Raw genomic sequence first — 16,463 nt, 5'->3', positions numbered from 1 at the left:
CATATCGTTCGATGCATCAGGGAATTCATTGATATAACCAGTCAAATTAGTACTAGGAGTAGGGTGCTGCGATTGTTGCAACTCCCGTATTGCTTCTTCTTCTGTAAGTGGACCGACGAAAAAAGGAGAACCGATAAGGTCGATGTAGTGTTGGCGCAATTCTTCACCACTATTAAACTCGAATGATGCAATAGCTTTTAAATTCTTTGTGTGAGTCACTAGATACCTCGGAGAGATGTTGAATAGACCCTTGCAATAACGGGTATCACTTTCTATGTGTATACCTTAGCTAAGTCAGGTGGTTAGATAAAGCGTAGATTGATAATTTACCACTACAGTCAAACTTTGTTGAAGATCAGTAGTGGCAAACTAGAATACAACACGCGTCTTATGAGTGGATCTATCTGCGAATGACGCGTCGTGTTGCTGCAACAAGCTTTGCTTTTTCGTCAGTTTTTTTAGCTGATTTGCTCTCGTTCATAATGAATTGGGTGTCGGCTTTTTCCTCAAAAGAAGCTTGCAACTCTCGTAGTGCGGTGCAAGTGCTCAGCAACAATTCTTCTTTTTCTGATTGAAACAGTGCTCTTTTATAATGCTCTAGAAATCCCGCGAGTTTGCCTGCCGATATTATCAATTCGTTGCCACTAATGTTGGCTAGTTTATGATGACCAGTTATTTTATTAACTCCACTCGATAGCAACATCCCACCCCCCATTGTAAAAACGTAACCGCCAGCCATACCAAAACCACCTGTGGCAAGTGAGCCTCCGCCTAACATCGCGAGCCCGGCACTGGTAGCCGCTGCACCAGATAGACCCATCAAACCGCCTATTCCGGCAGCCAAATAAGGGGCGACGAGTAGAGAAACAGCGGCCGCTGCACTCAAAATTAGAAGAGTGTTATTGCTTGAGGTTTCCTTATGGATAGCTTTTATTGTTTTCGTATACGATTTGCTGATTTGATACAACTCGTCAACATTGGTTTCAAGTAGTTCGGCGGCGTTAGAGAGAAGTGTTTCAGGGTTGAACTTGATTGAGGAGAACTTATTACTTTGTTTTTCATCACTAAGAGAGAAATAGGGTACAAAGGTAGCCACCTCAACAATGAATGCTGATTTTTTTGCGTTGCTCCAATGGTTAAATGCGGTTTGAATATCACTCTTCAAATCCGTTCTATTTCGGTTTACGCCAAGTAAAGACTCCGTAGCCTGGGACCACTCACTTAACCATTGCTTTTTTAGTAAAAGATTTTGATTTTCAAACGAGTTTTGCGATTGTTTAGAGGTCAACAACGAGCGAAGTTTGGATGTCGAGGGACCTGAAACCTGCTCTTTAGCAACAGCCGTATACTGAATGCGATACAAAAGCTCCAGTTCTTCAGTTTTAAATCTAAAGTGGTCGCCATTCATCATTCTTGTTTAACCTTTGTAAGAGCAAAGTCGCTAGTTCGCAGTAGGTGGAATTTAGCACTGGAAGGAATGAATTGGTAGGAATTTGACATATTCGTACTGGTGCTTCAACGGTATTGCAATCATGGGGATCCTTTGTCCGCTTTTAGGCTTGAGATCAAGGTTGGGGAGAACGTTCCTACCTACTGCTCTAAGGTGTTGGAACACTCTATGTAAGCCTTGTGCCTAAATAACGTTTTTCCTGTTTAAGTGGAGGAAAAGCCTGCACAGATAGTCTATGATTTTGAAGGTACCGGGGTTTGGTACTGTCTTCTTTAAATTGGTGATCACTGGTTTCGAGTGTGTTGGCTAAGGTTTTGATATTTAAGAGATTTTAAGGTTGTTGCCGGGATGTGGCTGGGTCTCCACCCAAATTTCTCCGAAACACCCTAAGCCCCTGAAAATTAAAGCCCTACACTCTTTTTTTTAAGAGTTATTACGCGTTTTCAATTAGAGCTAACCATAGTAATAAATTCAGAAAATCCTTCTTTTTCGTTTTATCTTAAGCTACCTCATTCAACATTTGTTTCCTGTTTTGCGACCCAATCTCGCCTAATATTTAAGTGATTGATTTCCATTTATAAACATTCCTAAAGTTGTTCTAAGCTTGTTAGGGCTATGATTTCTATTTCGAGCTAAGTTCTAATAGTGGTCGCCATAGCTTGGCTCATAGCGCGTGATCGCGAAATAAGAGGATATAAGCAGGAAGCTTAGGAAATAGTTGTATGGATATATCGAAAAAGCACCCACTCTGGCGCAAACCCAAGCATCACCTTGATGCAGAGGCTAGTAATGAGCACGTTCATTGGATTGAGCTGTTTTACGATTTGGCTCATGTTGTTTCGATATTTGTGCTGGGCAATTATCTTAGCCATCATCTTGGGCTATCAGGGTTTGCGGTATTTGCGGCCTTGTTTATCATCATCTGGTTTGCGTGGTTCGACCTAAGCCTTTTCAATTCAATTTATATCAGCACCGATGTGCAGCATCGCTACATCATGGCAGTCCAGATTGTGACTATCATGATCATGTCATCATCGATTGTGCATATTGATGGGGCTGGTTGGAAATACTTCGCTATTGGCTATGCAATAAATCGGGCAATTATGTCGTTACTCTACTTCAGAGTGAAGACCCTAGAAGAAGTCGAGGTGTGCTTGCCTACACGCATGTCTCGAAATTTTGCACTAGGGTCTGTGATGTTTATGGTGAGTGCGTTCCTTCCTGCTCCATACAACTATTTTATGTTTGCAGCAGGAATGATGGTTGTCGCCGGGCTTTATATTGCACCGAAGTTTGGAGTGCTTTATAGCGGCCGCTTTCTGCCTCGCTTTGGCCATATGGCGGAGCGATTTGCTTTGCTTTTGCTCATTGTTGCAGGGGAGGGTTTCTTTAAGCTAGTCATCACTCTTGCTGAAAAGGGCATTGATAATGTAGTTGGCGATGTGTTCGTTAATTATGCCTTTGGCGGTTTATCTATCTTCTTGTTGTGTTGGATCTATTTTGATTTCGTTGGCAATGGCAAGCCTCGAGACAGTCAGCCCAAAACCTTAGTCAAATGGACGCTAGCACATTTAGTGTTGATGCTGTCTTCTGTGACCATAGGGGTGGCGTTGTCTGCTGAGGTTAAGGTTGCATTTGTGGACCAATATCCAAGCAAGTATGCGGTTATAGGCTGCTTGGGTCTTGCTAGCTATCTTTATTGCTTGTTGAAAATTCAGGATGTGATTGAAATTCGTACTGCTCATCGTTTTGCAACGGCTAAGGTTCGCTATGTTGGTATCGCACTGTGTTTTGTTACTTTAGCCATTGTTAACTTTGTTCCCTCCATCATCTCCAATGGAATGTGGGGATTGGCATTGTTCTCTCAGATCTTTATTCCGGTTAGAACTGCTTTTAGAACGCTTACTGAAGAAGCGAAAAAAGAAAGTCATGATGAGTAAACTAAGTACTTTGCCTCTTTGACAGAAAACTCTTTATATAGGCTGTTTGAGCTAAATATGATGGGGATTTTTGTTTGCACACGATTTTGTTGGATATTTTTTTTGAGTGAAAACGAAAGCTTAGAATTAAGTTGGCGTATTCCACGATCTAATATTTAAATTTGATAAAAAACAACCACATGAAAGATTATCTGTGGATACTTTTTTTACTTATTTTGTTGAATTTTCCTCACCTTAGAAATCATCACTTTTCTGCTGCTAAGTGAGCGATTTGTTACGAACGCCTAATAAATACCCCTTTTGTGTTATCATGCCGCGGTAGGGGATAAGGCTAGAGCTTAAAGTCGCGGGCAATCTACAACTATTTTTAATGCTACCAACGCGCTTATTTGACTCTGCTTATCAAACTTTAACTAACATGGAGTTAGTCGTTTTTTATCGTGCTTGCGGTAATTAAACCTCATTATTTATGAGTTCAAATTCAAAAAAATATAGTATTGAATCCACCGACTATCAGGTCGGTCAAGATAACGTAACGAAATGGGGCATGGATATCCATAATACCGTTTTTATGGGCTCACTTGCGTTATCACTTCTTTTCATTGTTACACTGCTAGTTCTTTCACCTGCCGAGGCTAAAGCCGCGATTGATTCGGTGAAAGGGGCTGTCCTTTCATACTTTGACTTCCTATTTATGTGGGGAGCAAACCTCTTCTTAATCTTTGCCGTTGTTATCGCTTTTTCCCCTTTGGGTAAAATTCGTTTAGGCGGCGATGGCGCGACTACTGACTACTCAACGTTTTCTTGGATAACGATGCTGTTTGCAGCGGGTATGGGTATTGGCTTAATTTTTTGGGGTGTTGCAGAGCCGACAGCCTTCTATACAGGTTGGTATGGCACGCCATTAAACGTTGAATCACATACGATGGAAGCTCGTGAGCTAGCATTGGGTGCAGCGACATTCCACTGGGGTCTGCACGCATGGGCTATCTATGGTGTGACAGCACTTTGTCTGGCTTATTTTGTGTACAACAAAGGCTTACCACTTGCTATGCGCTCTGTGTTCTACCCGTTATTGGGGGATAGAGTCTGGGGCAAAACCGGTGATGTGATTGATATCCTGACGGTTCTGGTGACGCTATTTGGCTTGGCAACGTCTCTTGGTTTGGGTGGTACTCAGGCTGCGAGTGGTATTAGCCACGTGTTTGGCCTAGAAAATAGCTTACTTCTTCAACAATCTATCATCGTACTGATCATGGGCCTTGCAATCATCTCTGTACTGCGCGGTATGGATGGTGGTGTGAAGCTACTCAGTAACATGAACATGGCAATTGCCATCCTATTTTTAGGATTGATGGCAGTGCTAAACTTCACCACTGTATTTGATTCGTTTACAACCGCCGTGGTTGGTTACGTTAAAAATGCCTATGCATTGAGCCAAACATCAGGGCGTGAAGATACAACCTTCTTACATGGCTGGACAGTATTCTACTGGGCTTGGTGGGTTGCCTATGCACCATTCTTCGGTATGTTTGTAGCGCGTATCTCTAAAGGACGTACGGTTCGTCAGTTCCTTGTTTATGTATTGATTATTCCGACACTTGTGACCACAGCATGGATGTCTACGTTTGGTGGTATTGCCATCCAGCAGATGATTGATAATGTAGGTCTATTGGGGGCTAAGCAAGCGCTTAGTGATGTGTCTTTGAGCCTGTTCTACATGCTTGAGGCTTATCCGATTGGTGACATACTGTCAGTGGTAGCTGTGGTACTTATCGTCGTGTTCTTTGTAACGACTTTGGATTCTGGCTCGATTGTTATTGATAGCATGACTTCTGGCGGAAAATTAGATGTACCAATGAAGCAGAAAATCATTTGGGCACTGATCTCTGGCATCATAGCTATGGTGATGTTGTGGATTGGCGGTACCGAGTCGATTCAGGCGCTACAGTCGATTACGATTATTGCCGCGATGCCATTCACCATCATTCTACTGATAGGTTGCTTTAGCTTGATGAAAGGTCTGTTGACTGAGATGGGCTCTTCAAAAGCAGATGCTAATTATTCTGAAGCTGATGTGAAGTAAGAAAATAATCTATATTCAATAAAGTGAAAATGTTGAAGCCTCGGCGCGTAATGTGCCGAGGCTTCTTTGTTTTTAATTCGGGGTAGAGAAAATTTACAGGCTGGAGACTGACACTAATAGTTAAAAGTCTACTATCCAGTGCTCTCATTGCTCCAAGGAATACAGCGAGGCTTTGAAGTTGGTTTGGCTAGCCATAATAAAAATAACACATGCATAAATGCGCATCTATGAATTTAATAAGAAATTAGGTAGAGTGACTACTAACAGACTTATTGAGAGGAATAGATATGAAGACAGCACTAAAAAATGCAACCCAATGGTGCGCTTACAGCCACATGTTTAAGGTGCTTTATGCATTGGTTAAAGGGGGCGATATTTCAGAACAGACGCGTACAGGAAGAACCATTGCGCTGCTCGGCTTATTCTGTCCACTTTTTTGGTATGCCTTGTTTACTGGAGCAAGTAAAGCGGAGCTCACTTTTCACGCAATGCATTCGGGCATAGTGTTTTTAATTGGTATCGTGATAATGTTCGTCAGCTTAAGACAAAAACAAGGGCAATAGATGGATATCCAATACCTAGACGCGCTAAAAGCCTTAGCAGAGCCGCATCGCCTAAAGCTTTTTTGGCTGCTTATCCATGTCGATCAAAAAGTGACTGTCGCTGAGGCGATGGATGTGACAGGAGAGAGCCAATACAACGTATCTCGAAATCTAAAGATGTTATTCAAGGCGAAGCTACTGACTCAAGAGAAGCGAGGAAAGTGGGTTTACTACACCTTAGCTGAGCAAGAGCTAGGCTACTGGCAATCGCTTATTGAATCAGTAAGACAATTACCAAAAGAGTCATTCATTGATGTGACCGTCCGATGTCGAGTGCGACTTGAGATGCGAGTAGATGGTGAGTGTGTGGTTGGCCCAAATAGCGATCAATGGCTTGAATTTAAAGAGAAGCTTATTAGTCATAGTGTCGACTAATCGAATGCAATGTGCTTTCGTAAATCACCATGAATACTGAATAACTTTTAGTCCACTCGGGTAATAAAGGTTTGCTCGTCATCCACAAAAGCCACAAAGCCTCCATGATAGATAAATACTCGACCACGCCCTTCAACTAGGCAGGCAAGCTGTGGGTTCAAATCTTCTTCGTTGCCCTGGCTTTGAAAAGTGCCGGTATCGGTGATTACGCCACTGAGTGCAGGCAAATATCCATAAGTTCGCTTGGCTTGATCAATCAGGCTCAATTCGCTGGTGGTAGAGAAGCAAAAGGGGATGTCACCGGCATCTTCGATAAACATTGTCTTCAGTTCTTCAAAAGCTGTAATCACCAGCCAGTCGATGTCATTAACGCGATGGATAAACATAGAGTCTCTCACTAATTCTGATTCGGAGATTTTATCATTATCAGGGAAGAAGATAGTAGAGGTTTAGCTGTTTAAGGCGAAAATCTCTAGGACTCACCTTCCTTTGTCATGCTTGGATTGCAAACTCGTCTTTACAGGGATGAACCCAATATTTAACGAATGAAAGTACCTATCTAGAGACTGTAGACAGTGTGTTGATGTTTTAGATAGATCTCAACAAGTTGTCACAATTTTAAATTCTATCAGGTCATTGATTGATGGGATGATATAACATAGCATTGGCGGCTTATTTGTTTCTATATTGGTATTATTATGCTTAACCCTGTAGTCGTCGCACAATCGCTTTGTGTGAAATTTGGGAATAATAACGTGCTTGACGATGTCAGCTTCACCGTGAATCAGGGTGAAGTATTTGCCCTTTTAGGTGGCAACGGCGCAGGTAAATCAACCACACTAAAAACGTTTCTTGGTACGGTAGCGCCTTCGGCTGGCAGTGCGTCTGTTATGGGGCACGTTGTCGGTGAAAACAACGACGCTATTCGTAACAAAATTGCTTACCTTCCTGAATCAGTCATGCTCTATGGGCACATGACGGGTTTAGAGAATGTTGAATATTTCCTATCTCTATCCGGTTTAGAACGATCTCGCACCAATGTTGAAGATGCACTCAACCGAGTGGCATTACAGCCTGACGCATGGCATAAAAAACTGTCTGAGTACTCAAAAGGTATGCGTCAGAAGACCGCAATCGCGCTTGCATTATTGCGTGAAGCGCCGGTTTTATTCCTAGACGAACCAACTTCTGGTCTAGATCCAAGTGCAATCGATGAATTCAACCAACTGGTTACCGCGCTGGCCAACAGTGGCTCAACCATCTTCATGGTAACGCACGATGTTTACGGTGCTTGTCAGGTTGCCCACCGAATCGGTTTGTTAGATAACGGTAAGGTTGTTGGCGTGTTTGAGCGCAATGGCGGTGAGCTTATCGATACTGAAGAAGTACACACTGCTTTTGCTAAGAGAAACGCGTAATGAACATCATAAAATTAGTCATGCGCGATGAGTGGCGATATTGGCGACGTACTCGTGTAGCAACAACCGTTGTTCTTATTGGTCTTGTTTTGTCGTTGGCCTCGGTAGTGATTAATGCCGTTGAAATGCGCCAGGCGTCGGCAGAAAGAGCTGAGCTACAGAAAGTTTCAGAAGCTAATTTTTTAGATCAACCAGACAGGCACCCACACCGAATGGTCCACTATGGGCACTATGTTTTCAGGGCGCCTTCGCCGTTGAGTATCATAGATCCAGGTGTTGATGCGTATACGGGGACGGCGATCTTCTTAGAAGGGCACCAACAGAATAGCGCCATGTTTGCTGACCAGCGCCAGTCTAGTGGCATGACTCGTTTTAGCAGTCTGTCGCCAGCATTCATGCTGCAGGTTATTGTCCCATTGCTGTTGATTCTCGTTGGCTATTCTTGCATCACGCGCGAGAAAGAAGCGGGTACTCTGCACGTTTTGATTACTCAAGGTGTAAAAGCTAGGCATATTTTGGGGGGCAAGTTCTTATCACTTTTTGGTAGCGGGCTTTTGATGCTTGCTCCGCTCATTCTTGCCAGTTTGTGGGCTGTTTTGAATGGTGAGTCGTTCTTAATCTCTGCGAGTTTTATATTGGGTTATACCATCTATATTTTGATCTGGAGCGCAATTGTCCTTTGGGTATCAACCATCAGTTCTCGCAGTAATGCAAGCTTCGCAATCTTGATTGGATTATGGGTAATTCTCTGCATTCTGGTTCCACGAATAGGCAGCTCTACTGCTGCGACTTTTGTTTCATCACCGAGCAAACTTGAAACCGACTTTGCTGTACGTGAAGAATTGCGTGCGCTGGGTGATGGACATAACGCATCGGATCCTGCGTTTGAGAAGCTAAAACAAGACTTACTTGATCAATATGGAGTGGACGATATTTCGGAGCTGCCACTTAACTTTCGTGGTGTCGTTGCAACGTATTCAGAGAAGAAACTGACCGACGTGCTGAATAAATACGCCGATAATCGCATGGATGAAGAGCTGGCTCAGGCAAAAATCGCGCGTGAGTTTGGCTGGCTATCACCAATGGTATCCATTCGTACTTTCTCCATGATGATCTCAGGAACAAACCTAGAAACGCATCACCGTTTTTTACGTGAAGCAGAAAATCTTAGATTTGATTTTGTTCAGGCATTGAACCACGTACATGCCCATGACCTTGATTATGACGCTGACGTAAATCGCTACAAAAATGATGAGACTGCGATAGCCGCCCGCGTCGATGCAAGTCACTGGGACGTACTGTCTGATTTCTCATTTGAACCTGAATCTAGTGGCTTCCGTCTGGACCACAGCCTGCATTATTCCCTTCAATTACTGTTCTGGTTTGGGTTGATGTTGTTACTAATTAAGAAAGCAAGCAGAAGAATTTTGTAATGGTATTATTTTCCGATTTATACAGGGAAATGCGATTTCTTGCTAAGCAGCGTTATATTGTATTTTTCCTTTTAGCCGTCTTTTTGCTCTCTGTTTTTTCAGTTTGGAGCGGAGTCGTTGAAACTCATCAACAGCAAAGCACCATCGAACGTCTAATAGAAAAAGACACGGTTGACCGAGAGAGTGTATTAGCCTCTCAAGTCGATTTTGGTGATGCAGCCTACTACAGTTTTCATGTTACGTACGATGAACCTTCGTCTTTGGCCTTTGCCGCGATGGGCCAGCGTGATGTTTACCCATGGAAGCACCGTATTCGTATGCTTGCGCTGGAAGGGCAAATACATGAAACAGACGCCGAGAACCCAGAGTTATCGCTATTAGGGCGTTTTGACTTTGCGTTCATAGTCTCGGTTCTGCTTCCTATTTTTGTCATCCTTCTATTGCATGACCTGCGTTCAGGTGAGCGTGAAGCGGGGCGTTATGATCTGCTTATCGTGACGGCTAAGAACCAGCGCAAGTTATGGTTTGCACGAGCATTCGTGCTGTCCGCATCGCTTGCTATGGTCATGTTGGTCCCCTTCATTGTGGGCGCCGTTCTTATGCAAGCCCCAATATTGAAGACAGGGCTTATGGTGCTAGTCATGCTTGGACACCTGCTGTTTTGGGTCGTGGTGACTATGGTTGTCGGGCGCATAATGCTAGCGCGCGGTCAAAGCTCACCTCGTATAGCTTCAGTCCTCCTAGCTGGGTGGTTAGTTCTTACGGTGATCTTGCCTGTCGTTGGTGAAACCGTAATTAACCAATCAATTGAGAGCCCGAATGGTGGTGAGATCGTTTTGCTGCAACGTGAAGCAGTGAATGGCGCGTGGGATAAACCTTATTCCGCGACATGGGAGCAGTTCTTGGTAACACATCCAGAGTGGGAACAATACACAACAATGGAGTCATCGTTTCATTGGAAATGGTATTACGCCTTCCAGCAAGTTGGTGATCAGCAAGCCGCTGAGTTGTCGCAAGCTTATAGGGATTCCATCGTTAAAAAAGATGATGCGTCAGGAATACTTTCACTCATTTCACCACCGATGCTGACACAAAGACTGATGCTGTCATTGGCAGATACTGACGTTGAAGCTTCGCTGGCTTATGAGCAAAGTGTGCGTGATTTTCATGGTTCTTTGCGTGAGTTTTTCTATCCATTGTTGTTCAAAAAAGATGATTTTAACTCACAGGAACTTGTTAATATTCCTACCTATAGTCCAAATAGAACTCACTAAACAGTGTTCTTCATAGGTAATTATCAGCCTCTTTATTGAGGCTGATTCAAACACTTCACTGCTCACTCTAGTGCTGATTATTGACCATTCACTACACAAAAGTAATGTCGATAGTCGATGGACGGACATATACTTCGAGGGTAAAATGCGCTCACGCGGCTGCACATGAATTTCAGTCAACTTTAGAGAAAATCCAATGATTGTAGAAAATGTGCTTCCTAATAATTACGCAGAAATGCTTAGTGTTTGGGAAAATTCAGTCCGAGCAACTCATGACTTCATTACAGAAGAAGATATTGAGTTTTTTAAACCAATTATCATTGAGCAGGCTTTTCCTGCTGTCACGTTAAGATGTGTGAAGAATGAAAGTGGTTCAATTCTAGGCTTCGTGGGTATCCACGATTCAAAGGTTGAAATGCTTTTCATCTTAAACGAGGCAAGAGGGCAAGGCGTTGGTAAGGTGCTACTGCAATACGCAATAGAGCAGTTAGGCGCAACCAAAGTCGATGTAAACGAACAAAATCCACAGGCAGTAGGCTTCTATGAGCATATGGGTTTCAAAGTCGTTTCGCGTTCGCCACTTGATGATATGGGAAAACCTTTTCCAATTCTGCATATGACACTTTAAAGCTCGGTTTGTCGTAACCTAGTTTGTTAGAAGAAACGCCCAAAGCTAATAACTTTGGGCGTTTCAGTATATGCCAGCGTTGCCAAGACTTGACTAACTTTTGCCTCGAAGTTAACTAGAATGAAATTCAACCTGATTTCAAATCCCTAACTTTGGATTAGCTTTCTGAACTTTCTTTATGGCGAAGCTTTAATATTGTGCTTTCCCCTTCAGTAACCTATTGATAAATCGGTAATGAAATAGGAAAGTGCAAGTTGATACTGTGCTGTGACCAGTTAGTTATATATGCCAGTAAAAATTCTCGCTGGCACGATATTAAAATGTCATGGTTGAAATATTTGCTACCCATCTAGATGCAGTCGCAATAGTGTGTTTTGTTTCAAAGTGTTGTTCTTAACTATCTGATAGTGTTGCATTTCAATGTGTATCGAGGGTTTATAATGGGAACGATAATAGGTTTAATTATTCTGGCTGCTTTAGATTGGTATCTTGTTCGTAATACAGGACTGCATATCCATCAATTAATTTCTAAAAAGTATGCAGAGTATTTGTCTGATAAGAAAAGCAATAAATAATATTTTCTTAAGTCGTTGGTATAACAAGCAACTTAAGTCGGAAGAGGCTGTGTATTAGACAGCTAATTCACTAACTCTAATATTAATCTGAGGTCATTGGAGCCAATACAGCACTCCAAAGTTTCTCGCCTGCACCGCCTAGTTCATGTTGGCTTTTCAAAAAATCGGAGTGTGTAGGCGTTGGGACAATCGTCAAATCAGCATTGGAGTTAGCTGCGTAAATTTTCTTAGCCATCCAAACAGGAAAGCGACCGTCTGTTTCGCTATGCACAATGTGGATTGGAAGTTGTAGTGATTTGACCATGGTGACATTGTCATAGGCATTGGGAACTACGAATGAGAATAATCGTGGCACAGAGCCACTCTGAACCGCGACATCCCTTATAGACGAGAAAGGACTAACTAGAATTACGCCATTGGCGGGCATATTATTGTGACTCAAGGCATCTATTAGAATCCCTGCCCCTAAAGAATACCCAAGAAAATATGAAGGAAGATGACCTACTCGTTTCCTAAACTCACCGTAAGCTGCCGACGCGTCTTCTCGTAGCGCTGCGACCGATGGTTCCCCCTGACTTTCACCAAAACCACTGTAGTCGAACACAAATACCGACAAGCCTTGTTGGTTTAAATGCTCTATAGCTGATATCCAATCAGATAAAGATTCATTCTGACCATGGAAGACCATTACCGAACCGGATTCGTGGCTTGCAGGGATATACCAAGCCTTTAGCACACGTGAACCCACAGCAATGTCGATATTTTCATAGTTCAGCCCAACATCAGTGGGGCTAGCGCTACCTAACGATTTAGTTACAAATGTACTCTGTTGAAACTGTTTTCGACCAATGTTCAGCGACACAATTACACTAATGAAGATGGTCACTACCATTGATACAGCTAAGAAGATGGTTAATTTTTTCGACATACGCTCAAATTACGTTATTGAGGGGGTAGAAACCCGAGTGAAATTTCTACCTTAGGTTAACCGTTACTCAACTTCAAAACATGAACACTTTTAGCTGGGGTCTTCTGCTTTAATATAGCTTGGTTAACGAAGGTCAAAACAGATAATAATCAAGGTAGCCATTGAGTTGATGCAATTAAATCCTGAAACGCCGAGGCTGTAATTTAATTTGTGCATCTCATCGAAAATCGAAATTTCGATTATTCCAACAAAAACACATCCAATCTCTATAGTGCACAACTTCGTCGGGTTCTTCGTTTCCAAGGACAATAATGAATAAACGCATATTACTTTCCATTTTGGCAATGCTATCGCTCCCTGCTTCTGCAGAAAATCAAATCAACATATCATGTGTAGAAAATGGCTCTGATCCATATCAGCTTTCCGTTCAAATACGTGGGAATAAATACAGTTACGTTGAGACGCACAGGGGGAGAACTGTTCAAGGAACTTACCAGGTAGTAAGCGTAGATACTAGCTTTGAGTACCTAAAAATAGTAGTGAAAGATCCTGGAATGTTTCACGAACAAACCATTATCTATGAACTGAGTGATGGTGTGCTTACAATGCTGACTGTTACCACCGATAATTCCAATGTCGAAGTTATCGATATGAATAAGGGTGCGATGTCAAACCAATGCGTTACCTACTAGCGTCTACTTTCTAAACCCATTAGGCGAAAATAGAAGTTTATCATTCGTATAAATCTACTGTTTAAATGCATGCCGGGTACGATTTAATTTGTTAGTTGCATGATACCTCAAGGTGTAGTGGTCAAGTTAAATTGGCCACAGTTTTATAAGTTTGCCAGTAGAGCCGTTCCGATTCATTTGGTGTGAGACCGCCGTTGTACTGATGTGGCCTAATTTGGCTGTAATATCTAATGATGTAACCAACAATGCTGTTCCAGGCCTCTGTTAAATTACGGTAGCCACAGACTGGCACCCATTCTGTTTTTAAGCTTCTGAAAAAGCGTTCCATGGGGCTGTTGTCCCAGCAGTTTCCTCTGTGCGACAAGTTTTGTTTTATCTGATAACGCTATAAGGTCTGACGGAACTTTCGGCTTGTATAGTGCGTTCCCTGATCGCTATGGAACATCATTCCTGTAGGCTTGCCACGGCTTTCATAAGCCATTTTTAAGGCTTTGCTTGTCAACTGGCTATCGGGCGAAAAAGACATAGCCCAACCAATTGGTTTACGAGCAAACAAGTCCAACACAACAGCTAGGTAAGCCCAGCGGTTTCCGGTCCAGACATAAGTCACGTCACCTACCCACACTTGATTTGGAGCCGTAACAGCGAACTGTCGCTCAAGGTGTAATTTTTTGAGTAAAACTAGCCGTAGGTTTATATGGCAACACCAAAGTTTTGCAATAGCATAGATGATTCGAAATCTTATTATTTGCTTCAATTCGCAACGCATTTTTGTCCAAAAGTGAGTTACAAACCACGTTACTTCGCTGTGATCACCAAGCGACTTTGTCTTTAATTTTGCCAGCAGTGTGTGCATAAGGTCTAACTAGTCTTTTCTTTAAAGGACCGTAACGCAGCCCCGTTTTCCTGATACCTCTTACTTAGGTATATTCCCATCACTTGTATAGCCTTTCCTTATATGGCTTTTAGATGAATATTTTATTGTGTTTTCATGACGGAAAATGGAGCTGGATCTAATCTTAATTAGATTATATCTAGTTATATGTAATATAGATTCAATATTTCTATTTCAAGATAGCCAGCATCAAACAACAACATGAAGTTCAAGAGTTACGATGTGGCGTTTCCAGAATCCCGTTGAGATCATTAGTGGTCACGGGGCATTAAACACTTTGCAAGAGTTGGTCAAAGGTCGAGCCTATTCGATTGTGACTTACTCGAATGATATTTTCTCCCAGTATAGCGCTGAGGTCATCGATGCTTTGGGTCATTCTCCAGTTAGTATTATCGACGGTGTCGTAGAGAATCCTCATTTCGAGAACTTGACCGAACTTTGCTATGAGTTAGGTCAACAAACGCAAGCAACAGAGGTTTTTATCGCTTTGGGCGGTGGTTCTGTGATGGACACCACGAAAGTGCTTGCTGCGAGCTGTGGTGATTTTGCTCTAGTAGAAAAGTTTTTGAAGAGTCAAATTGAGCCTGAGCAACTGTCTTTTAAAGAGATAATTGCTATCCCAACAACAGCGGGTACCGGAAGTGAAGTGACGCATTGGGGCACCGTATGGGACCCGAAAAATGATGCGAAGTACTCATTATCGGATGAAAGGTTATATCCTCGTGCAGCCATTGTACATGCTCCATTTACTGCCAAGTTACCGTTACCAATTACGGTCAGCACAGGGCTAGATGCTTTATCACATGCACTAGAAAGTTTGTGGAACAAAAACCGTAATCCGGTGAGTGCCATGTTTGCTGTCAACGCTAGTAAAGCCATCATCGAAATACTACCGCAACTAGTACAAGAACCAACCAATCTTGCGCTTCGCACCAAAATGCAAGAAGCCGCGCTTATGGCAGGACTGGCATTTTCAAATACCAAGACCTCGATTGCGCATAACATGTCCTATGCAGTCACTCTGGAAAAAGGTATCGCTCACGGAATAGCGTGTAGCTTTACTCTTCCTGCGATTATTCGTGCTGTTGATCATGACGATGTCGAGTTAATTGAATACATCAAAGATATCTTCGGTTCCAGTATCGAGCTAGCTGGGCAAAAGATGGAGCAATTCCTTATGTCTTTGGATGTTGCGATCAGCCCACGAGACTACGGTTATTCAGATGAAAAATGGCAAGAGCTTGTTAGCAAAGCAGCTTTAGGTCAGCGTGGTCAAAACTTTTCAGGCTGTGTCGAAACATTACTTTCCAAATTTTAATTAGCGAAAAATAAACAGGTTTAATTATGAACAAAGTACAAGCAGTTATCTTTGACTGGGCAGGCACAACGGTCGATTTTGGTTCTTTTGCACCCACCACGATCTTTGTTGAGGCATTCAAACAAGCTTTTGATTTTGAGATCTCCCTTAATGAAGCTCGAGGCCCAATGGGGATGGGGAAGTGGGATCATATTCGCACATTAGGCAATGATCCTGTGATTTCTGAGCGTTGGACAGAGCGATTTGGAATGCCAATGACTGATGCGCAAGTAACTGAAATTTACAATACTTTTATGCCCCTACAGATCGAGAAAGTGAAACAGCCTGAACACGCATCCCTAATCCCAGGTGCGAAACACACACTTGAGTTCTTGCGTGAGAATGAGATTAAAGTCGGCTCATGCTCTGGTTATCCTCGTCCCGTTATGGATGCCTTGGTTGTGGCAGCGAACCAAATGGGCTACCAGCCAGACTGTGTTGTAGCCAGTGATGATCTTGAGGCAGGGAGTCGCCCTGGCCCATGGATGGCATTACAGAATGTCATTGAGCTTGGCATCAACAATGTTGCTCACTGTGTAAAAGTAGATGATGCGATTCCAGGGATTGATGAGGGTCTGAATGCCGGTATGTGGACAGTTGGACTCGCGTTATCAGGCAATGAAGCAGGCTTTACTCTGGATGAATTTTTACAAGCTTCCGAAGATGAAATATCTCAGGCAAGAGAGCGTGCAGGTAATAAAATGCGTGCTGCTAATGCTCACTATGTCATCGATACCATTGCTGATCTTCCTTCGGTCATTACCGACATCAACCGCCGTATTGCAGACGGCGAACGTCCATAACCAAAAT

14 protein-coding genes and 1 pseudogene are annotated in these 16,463 nt (G+C 42.8%); 11 read left to right on the top strand and 4 right to left on the bottom strand.

Features of this window, described 5'->3' with window-relative positions; genetic code table 11:
* Positions 1-400 precede the first annotated feature (400 nt).
* Positions 401-1,411, bottom strand: a complete 1,011-nt coding sequence (locus OCU46_RS09445) for a hypothetical protein (protein WP_141268722.1) — start codon at positions 1,409-1,411, stop codon at positions 401-403.
* Between the two features lie 761 nt (positions 1,412-2,172).
* On the opposite strand from OCU46_RS09445, the gene OCU46_RS09440 reads away from it, so the two are divergent.
* From OCU46_RS09440 to OCU46_RS09425, 4 genes are all read left to right on the top strand, one after another.
* Positions 2,173-3,390 (top strand): low temperature requirement protein A, encoded by a 1,218-nt coding sequence (locus tag OCU46_RS09440; protein WP_141268720.1) that lies wholly within the window; start codon positions 2,173-2,175, stop codon positions 3,388-3,390.
* 469 nt (positions 3,391-3,859) lie between these two features.
* The gene (locus OCU46_RS09435; RefSeq protein WP_208733511.1) at positions 3,860-5,476 is read left to right on the top strand and encodes a BCCT family transporter; all 1,617 of its coding nucleotides are present in this window, start codon (positions 3,860-3,862) and stop codon (positions 5,474-5,476) included.
* Between the two features lie 287 nt (positions 5,477-5,763).
* The gene (locus OCU46_RS09430) at positions 5,764-6,039 is read left to right on the top strand and encodes a hypothetical protein (RefSeq protein ID WP_141268716.1); all 276 of its coding nucleotides are present in this window, start codon (positions 5,764-5,766) and stop codon (positions 6,037-6,039) included.
* The gene (locus OCU46_RS09425) at positions 6,040-6,453 is read left to right on the top strand and encodes an ArsR/SmtB family transcription factor (protein WP_141268714.1); all 414 of its coding nucleotides are present in this window, start codon (positions 6,040-6,042) and stop codon (positions 6,451-6,453) included.
* Between the two features lie 47 nt (positions 6,454-6,500).
* On the opposite strand, the gene OCU46_RS09420 is transcribed toward OCU46_RS09425, so the two are convergent.
* Positions 6,501-6,839 (bottom strand): cytosolic protein, encoded by a 339-nt coding sequence (locus OCU46_RS09420; RefSeq protein WP_141268712.1) that lies wholly within the window; start codon positions 6,837-6,839, stop codon positions 6,501-6,503.
* 312 nt (positions 6,840-7,151) lie between these two features.
* Between OCU46_RS09420 and OCU46_RS09415 the strand changes: the two genes are divergently transcribed.
* The 4 genes from OCU46_RS09415 (at position 7,152) to OCU46_RS09400 (ending at position 11,206) form a co-directional block, all read left to right on the top strand.
* Entirely contained in the window at positions 7,152-7,871 is a 720-nt protein-coding gene (locus OCU46_RS09415) for an ABC transporter ATP-binding protein (RefSeq protein ID WP_141268710.1), read from the top strand.
* Complete coding sequence (locus tag OCU46_RS09410) at positions 7,871-9,304, top strand: ABC transporter permease (RefSeq protein ID WP_141268708.1); 1,434 nt, start codon at positions 7,871-7,873, stop codon at positions 9,302-9,304. Before OCU46_RS09415 ends, OCU46_RS09410 begins: the two co-directional genes overlap by 1 nt.
* The gene (locus OCU46_RS09405; protein WP_141268706.1) at positions 9,304-10,578 is read left to right on the top strand and encodes a DUF3526 domain-containing protein; all 1,275 of its coding nucleotides are present in this window, start codon (positions 9,304-9,306) and stop codon (positions 10,576-10,578) included. Before OCU46_RS09410 ends, OCU46_RS09405 begins: the two co-directional genes overlap by 1 nt.
* Before the next feature lie 196 nt (positions 10,579-10,774).
* A complete protein-coding gene (locus OCU46_RS09400) occupies positions 10,775-11,206 on the top strand; it encodes a GNAT family N-acetyltransferase (protein ID WP_141268704.1) in 432 nt (143 codons plus the stop codon).
* A 657-nt stretch (positions 11,207-11,863) separates the two neighbouring features.
* Here the strand turns inward: OCU46_RS09400 and OCU46_RS09395 are convergent.
* The gene (locus OCU46_RS09395; RefSeq protein ID WP_141268702.1) at positions 11,864-12,709 is read right to left on the bottom strand and encodes an alpha/beta hydrolase; all 846 of its coding nucleotides are present in this window, start codon (positions 12,707-12,709) and stop codon (positions 11,864-11,866) included.
* Between the two features lie 554 nt (positions 12,710-13,263).
* Between OCU46_RS09395 and OCU46_RS09390 the strand changes: the two genes are divergently transcribed.
* Positions 13,264-13,401 carry a hypothetical protein gene (locus OCU46_RS09390; protein ID WP_337972441.1) on the top strand — a complete coding sequence of 46 codons (138 nt, stop codon included), beginning with the start codon at positions 13,264-13,266 and terminating at the stop codon, positions 13,399-13,401.
* A 121-nt stretch (positions 13,402-13,522) separates the two neighbouring features.
* Here the strand turns inward: OCU46_RS09390 and OCU46_RS09385 are convergent.
* Positions 13,523-14,065 (bottom strand): annotated as a pseudogene (locus OCU46_RS09385) (IS3 family transposase); the annotation flags it as partial.
* A 451-nt stretch (positions 14,066-14,516) separates the two neighbouring features.
* On the opposite strand from OCU46_RS09385, the gene OCU46_RS09380 reads away from it, so the two are divergent.
* Both OCU46_RS09380 and phnX read left to right on the top strand, forming a co-directional pair.
* On the top strand, positions 14,517-15,614 hold the full coding sequence (locus OCU46_RS09380; RefSeq protein WP_141268698.1) for a phosphonoacetaldehyde reductase: 1,098 nt from the start codon (positions 14,517-14,519) through the stop codon (positions 15,612-15,614).
* A 26-nt stretch (positions 15,615-15,640) separates the two neighbouring features.
* Positions 15,641-16,456: a phosphonoacetaldehyde hydrolase gene (gene phnX, locus OCU46_RS09375; protein WP_141268696.1), complete on the top strand. Its 816-nt coding sequence runs from the start codon at positions 15,641-15,643 to the stop codon at positions 16,454-16,456.
* Positions 16,457-16,463 lie beyond the last annotated feature (7 nt).

Origin of the sequence: Vibrio comitans (assembly GCA_024346835.1) — a bacterium.
GTDB classification, from domain to species: Bacteria; Pseudomonadota; Gammaproteobacteria; order Enterobacterales; family Vibrionaceae; genus Vibrio; species Vibrio comitans.
Note: the sequence above shows the minus strand (reverse complement) of the source record. Positions and strands in the feature narration are given on the sequence as shown.

Excerpts from the sequence above, each read along its gene's own strand:
- OCU46_RS09435 (WP_208733511.1), top strand. The coding sequence starts at position 3,860 with ATGAGTTCAAATTCAAAAAAATATAGTATTGAATCCACCGACTATCAG.
- OCU46_RS09415 (WP_141268710.1), top strand. The coding sequence starts at position 7,152 with ATGCTTAACCCTGTAGTCGTCGCACAATCGCTTTGTGTGAAATTTGGG.
- OCU46_RS09400 (WP_141268704.1), top strand. The coding sequence starts at position 10,775 with ATGATTGTAGAAAATGTGCTTCCTAATAATTACGCAGAAATGCTTAGT.
- OCU46_RS09425 (WP_141268714.1), top strand. The coding sequence starts at position 6,040 with ATGGATATCCAATACCTAGACGCGCTAAAAGCCTTAGCAGAGCCGCAT.
- OCU46_RS09410 (WP_141268708.1), top strand. The coding sequence starts at position 7,871 with ATGAACATCATAAAATTAGTCATGCGCGATGAGTGGCGATATTGGCGA.
- OCU46_RS09430 (WP_141268716.1), top strand. The coding sequence starts at position 5,764 with ATGAAGACAGCACTAAAAAATGCAACCCAATGGTGCGCTTACAGCCAC.
- phnX (WP_141268696.1), top strand. The coding sequence starts at position 15,641 with ATGAACAAAGTACAAGCAGTTATCTTTGACTGGGCAGGCACAACGGTC.
- OCU46_RS09440 (WP_141268720.1), top strand. The coding sequence starts at position 2,173 with ATGGATATATCGAAAAAGCACCCACTCTGGCGCAAACCCAAGCATCAC.
- OCU46_RS09395 (WP_141268702.1), bottom strand. The coding sequence starts at position 12,709 with ATGTCGAAAAAATTAACCATCTTCTTAGCTGTATCAATGGTAGTGACC.
- OCU46_RS09390 (WP_337972441.1), top strand. The coding sequence starts at position 13,264 with ATGTTTCACGAACAAACCATTATCTATGAACTGAGTGATGGTGTGCTT.
- OCU46_RS09405 (WP_141268706.1), top strand. The coding sequence starts at position 9,304 with ATGGTATTATTTTCCGATTTATACAGGGAAATGCGATTTCTTGCTAAG.
- OCU46_RS09445 (WP_141268722.1), bottom strand. The coding sequence starts at position 1,411 with ATGATGAATGGCGACCACTTTAGATTTAAAACTGAAGAACTGGAGCTT.
- OCU46_RS09380 (WP_141268698.1), top strand. The coding sequence starts at position 14,517 with ATGTGGCGTTTCCAGAATCCCGTTGAGATCATTAGTGGTCACGGGGCA.
- OCU46_RS09420 (WP_141268712.1), bottom strand. The coding sequence starts at position 6,839 with ATGTTTATCCATCGCGTTAATGACATCGACTGGCTGGTGATTACAGCT.